We start from the raw sequence: 5,685 nt of genomic DNA on the forward strand, positions 1-5,685 counted from the left end.
ATGTGACTTAACGCAAAATGGCCACCCAAGAACCTTGGGTGGCCATTTCAACGAAGAAGTCCGGCGGTGTCCTACTCTCCCACAGGGTCCCCCCTGCAGTACCATCGGCGCAAAGAGTCTTAGCTTCCGGGTTCGGAATGTAACCGGGCGTTTCCCTCTCGCTATGGCCGCCGAAACACTATTGATGTATCAAAGTGAACGAGCAAACCAACACATGAAGTGTTGTTTGCAGGTTCTCGACCGTACATCGAGAACCACTCAGTGGACGCGTAGCATCTYCGTATTCAAACAAAGAAAGTGTTATCAAATTATCGGCTTATTAGTACCGGTCAGCTCCGAGAGTCTTTAGTCCTCTCTTCCACATCCGGCCTATCAACCCAGTAGTCTGGCTGGGAGCCTCTCGCCCGAAGGCATGGAAATCTCATCTTAAGGCCGGCTTCCCGCTTAGATGCTTTCAGCGGTTATCCATCCCGAACGTAGCTAATCAGCGGTGCTCCTGGCGGAACAACTGACACACCAGAGGTTCGTCCAACCCGGTCCTCTCGTACTAGGGTCAGATCCTTTCAAATTTCCTACGCGCGCAGCGGATAGGGACCGAACTGTCTCACGACGTTCTAAACCCAGCTCGCGTACCGCTTTAATGGGCGAACAGCCCAACCCTTGGGACCTACTCCAGCCCCAGGATGCGACGAGCCGACATCGAGGTGCCAAACCATGCCGTCGATATGGACTCTTGGGCAAGATCAGCCTGTTATCCCCGAGGTACCTTTTATCCGTTGAGCGACAGCGCTTCCACAAGCCACTGCCGGATCACTAGTCCCGACTTTCGTCCCTGCTCGACTTGTCAGTCTCACAGTCAAGCTCCCTTGTGCACTTACACTCGACACCTGATTGCCAACCAGGTTGAGGGAACCTTTGGGCGCCTCCGTTACTTTTTGGGAGGCAACCGCCCCAGTTAAACTACCCACCAGGCACTGTCCCTGAACCGGATTACGGTTCGAAGTTAGATATCCAGAGTGACCAGAGTGGTATTTCAACAATGACTCCACCTGAACTAGCGTCCAAGCTTCAAAGTCTCCCACCTATCCTACACAAGCCACACCGAACACCAATACCAAGCTGTAGTAAAGGTCACGGGGTCTTTCCGTCCTGCTGCGCGTAACGAGCATCTTTACTCGTAATGCAATTTCGCCGAGTTCGCGGTTGAGACAGCTGGGAAGTCGTTACGCCATTCGTGCAGGTCGGAACTTACCCGACAAGGAATTTCGCTACCTTAGGATGGTTATAGTTACCACCGCCGTTTACTGGGGCTTAAATTCTCAGCTTCGCCTTGCGGCTAACCGTTCCTCTTAACCTTCCAGCACCGGGCAGGCGTCAGTCCGTATACATCGTCTTGCGACTTGGCACGGACCTGTGTTTTTAGTAAACAGTCGCTTCCCACTGGTCTCTGCGGCCTTCAAACGCTTTCGGAGCAAGTCCTAATACGCCTCAGGCCCCCCTTCTCCCGAAGTTACGGGGGCATTTTGCCGAGTTCCTTAACCACGATTCTCTCGATCTCCTTAGTATTCTCTACCTGACCACCTGAGTCGGTTTGGGGTACGGGCCACTAGAACCTCGCGTCGATGCTTTTCTTGGCAGCATAGGATCACCTACTGTCCCTTACGGGTCCGTATCGTGTCTCAGCCTTCACGAGAGACGGATTTGCCTATCTCTCAGCCTACGCACTTACACCGGGACAACCATCGCCCGGCATAGGCTACCTTCCTGCGTCACACCTGTTAATACGCTAAACGCACCAGCATGGGGTCGAGCGTTAGACCGGACYCATCATCCCCGAAGGGAATCAGTCGTCCGGGTTAGGACTCTTAGCACCACTGGATTATCTTGGGCGGTTCTTCGCGGGTACGGGAATATCAACCCGTTGTCCATCGACTACGCCTGTCGGCCTCGCCTTAGGTCCCGACTTACCCAGGGAAGATTAGCTTGACCCTGGAACCCTTGGTCTTTCGGAGGACATGTTTCTCACATGTCTTTCGCTACTCATGCCTGCATTCTCACTCGTGTAGCGTCCACGGCTGGTTTACACCGCCGCTTCACTCGCCACACGACGCTCTCCTACCCATCAATACGGCTGGACCACGAAGGCCTACCAAAAATATCAATGCCACAACTTCGGTGGCGTGCTTGAGCCCCGTTACATTGTCGGCGCGGAATCACTTGACCAGTGAGCTATTACGCACTCTTTCAAGGGTGGCTGCTTCTAAGCCAACCTCCTGGTTGTCTGTGCAACTCCACATCCTTTCCCACTTAGCACGCGCTTTGGGACCTTAGTTGGTGGTCTGGGTTGTTTCCCTCTCGACGATGAAGCTTATCCCCCACCGTCTCACTGCTGCGCTCTCACTTACCGGCATTCGGAGTTTGGCTGACGTCAGTAAGCTTTTGGGCCCCATCGGCCATCCAGTAGCTCTACCTCCGGTAAGAAACACGCAACGCTGCACCTAAATGCATTTCGGAGAGAACCAGCTATCACGAAGTTTGATTGGCCTTTCACCCCTATCCACAGCTCATCCCCTCCATTTTCAACTGAAGTGGGTTCGGTCCTCCACGACGTCTTACCGTCGCTTCAACCTGGCCATGGATAGATCACTTCGCTTCGGGTCTAGGACATGCGACTGAATCGCCCTATTCAGACTCGCTTTCGCTACGGCTACCCCACACGGGTTAACCTCGCCACATATCGCTAACTCGCAGGCTCATTCTTCAAAAGGCACGCTGTCACACCAACAAGGGTGCTCCAACGGTTTGTAAGCAAACGGTTTCAGGTACTATTTCACTCCCCTCCCGGGGTACTTTTCACCTTTCCCTCACGGTACTTGTCCGCTATCGGTCATCTGGGAGTATTTAGGCTTATCAGGTGGTCCTGACAGATTCACACGGGATTTCTCGGGCCCCGTGCTACTTGGGATACTTCTCGCACGATTGCAGCATTTCGACTACCGGGCTGGCACCGTCTCTGGCTGGGCTTTCAATCCCATTCGTCTATACCACGTTCTAATGCTCCCCGAATATCAGTTCGGAGTGAGAAGTCCCACAACCCCGGACATGCARCGCCTGATAGCTATCACACATGCCCGGTTTAGCCTCTTCCGATTTCGCTCGCCACTACTGACGGAATCACTGTTGTTTTCTCTTCCTGGGGGTACTGAGATGTTTCACTTCCCCCCGTTCCCTCTACCCGCCCTATATATTCAGGCGGGAGTCACCAGGTCACTTAAAAGGCCTGGCGGGGTTTCCCCATTCGGAAATCCTCGGATCAAAGTTCGTTTATCAACTCCCCGAGGCTTATCGCAGATTACTACGTCCTTCTTCGGCTCCAGATGCCAAGGCATCCACCGTTTGCTCTTAGAAATTTGAAATCACATGAGTTTGAATCGATCGACACCAGTTACCTGATGCAGATTGACCAATGATCAACATCACTTCCGAAGAAGTATGTTTTGATCTTTGTGATCCACAACCCCGAAGGGCCATGAATCTAAGATGCTCGCGTCCACTGTGTAGTTCTCAAAGTACGGGCGGTACCCGTCGTGATGGCGATGTATGCCAACAACAACAGGCCCAGAGGTTCGTCCTTCCTCCACCGAAGCGGAGAAGATCCGGTCCCTCAGGACCCAACAGCGTGCATATGTGAACCCTCCAGCCAACCACCGTTCCCATCTCCCGAAGAAGACGTACTAACTGGCAGACCATCACGTCCACATCAATGTCAATGTTCCACCCATGAGCGCCACCTGAGAACATTCGCCTCAGTGTGACTTGGCAACGTAAACCTCGCTGTATACAGACGAGCGTTGCACATGCTCCTTAGAAAGGAGGTGATCCAGCCGCACCTTCCGGTACGGCTACCTTGTTACGACTTAGTCCTAATTACCGATCCCACCTTAGACAGCTCCTTCCTTACGGTTAGGCCACTGGCTTCGGGTGTTACCGACTTTCATGACTTGACGGGCGGTGTGTACAAGGCCCGGGAACGTATTCACCGCAGCGTTGCTGATCTGCGATTACTAGCGACTCCGACTTCATGAGGTCGAGTTGCAGACCTCAATCCGAACTGGGACCAGCTTTTTGGGATTCGCTCCACCTTACGGTATTGCAGCCCTTTGTACTGGCCATTGTAGCATGCGTGAAGCCCAAGACATAAGGGGCATGATGATTTGACGTCGTCCCCACCTTCCTCCGAGTTGACCCCGGCAGTATCCCATGAGTTCCCACCATTACGTGCTGGCAACATAGAACGAGGGTTGCGCTCGTTGCGGGACTTAACCCAACATCTCACGACACGAGCTGACGACAACCATGCACCACCTGTTTACGAGTGTCCAAAGAGTTGACCATTTCTGGCCCGTTCTCGTATATGTCAAGCCTTGGTAAGGTTCTTCGCGTTGCATCGAATTAATCCGCATGCTCCGCCGCTTGTGCGGGCCCCCGTCAATTCCTTTGAGTTTTAGCCTTGCGGCCGTACTCCCCAGGCGGGGCGCTTAATGCGTTAGCTACGACACGGAAACCGTGGAATGGTCCCCACATCTAGCGCCCAACGTTTACGGGGTGGACTACCAGGGTATCTAAGCCTGTTTGCTCCCCACCCTTTCGCTCCTCAGCGTCAGTAGCGGCCCAGAGATCTGCCTTCGCCATCGGTGTTCCTCCTGATATCTGCGCATTCCACCGCTACACCAGGAATTCCAATCTCCCCTACCGCACTCTAGTCTGCCCGTACCCACTGCAGACCCGAGGTTGAGCCTCGGGATTTCACAGCAGACGCGACAAACCGCCTACGAGCTCTTTACGCCCAATAATTCCGGACAACGCTTGCACCCTACGTATTACCGCGGCTGCTGGCACGTAGTTAGCCGGTGCTTTTTCTGCAGGTACCGTCACTTTCGCTTCTTCCCTGCTAAAAGAGGTTTACAACCCGAAGGCCGTCGTCCCTCACGCGGCGTTGCTGCATCAGGCTTTCGCCCATTGTGCAATATTCCCCACTGCTGCCTCCCGTAGGAGTCTGGGCCGTGTCTCAGTCCCAGTGTGGCCGGTCACCCTCTCAGGCCGGCTACCCGTCGTCGCCTTGGTGAGCCATTACCTCACCAACAAGCTGATAGGCCGCGAGTCCATCCTTGACCAAAATTCTTTCCAGCAACTCACCATGCGGTGGAAGCTCGTATCCGGTATTAGACGTCGTTTCCAACGCTTATCCCAGAGTCAAGGGCAGGTTACTCACGTGTTACTCACCCGTTCGCCACTAATCCCCAAGAGCAAGCTCCTGGTTCATCGTTCGACTTGCATGTGTTAAGCACGCCGCCAGCGTTCGTCCTGAGCCAGGATCAAACTCTCCGTAAATGTTGAATTGCACGACCGAATAAACGACCGGCACATTTCGCGCAACGCAACGCCGGAATAGGCGAAAACGCTGCAAGTTTGAAACTGACAGAACAAATCATTACTGACTTGCTTTGTTGTTTAAATGTTTTCCAAAGGAATCTCCTGCAAGATCAACCAACCAGAAAAGGAAGGCATCACCAGCACGAGGTTTTTGGCATTTGACATTGTGCACGCTGTTGAGTTCTCAAGGATCGGATGCTCCTGCCTTTGGCCATCACGACCGCCCTGCAGGGCAACTTCTCTAACTTACCA

3 rRNA genes are annotated in these 5,685 nt (G+C 53.6%); all 3 read right to left on the minus strand.

What is annotated here, in order from left to right:
• Nucleotides 1-58 precede the first annotated feature (58 nt).
• Nucleotides 59-175 (minus strand): 5S ribosomal RNA (gene rrf / locus KXS11_RS18120).
• Between the two features lie 124 nt (nucleotides 176-299).
• Nucleotides 300-3,416: ribosomal RNA gene (locus tag KXS11_RS18125) — 23S ribosomal RNA — on the minus strand.
• Between the two features lie 452 nt (nucleotides 3,417-3,868).
• Nucleotides 3,869-5,391, minus strand: a 16S ribosomal RNA gene (locus tag KXS11_RS18130).
• Together the 16S, 23S and 5S rRNA genes form the textbook arrangement of a ribosomal RNA operon.
• Nucleotides 5,392-5,685: the final 294 nt, after the last annotated feature.

This window comes from Plantibacter flavus, from assembly GCF_051487245.1.
GTDB lineage: Bacteria > Actinomycetota > Actinomycetes > Actinomycetales > Microbacteriaceae > Plantibacter > Plantibacter flavus_B.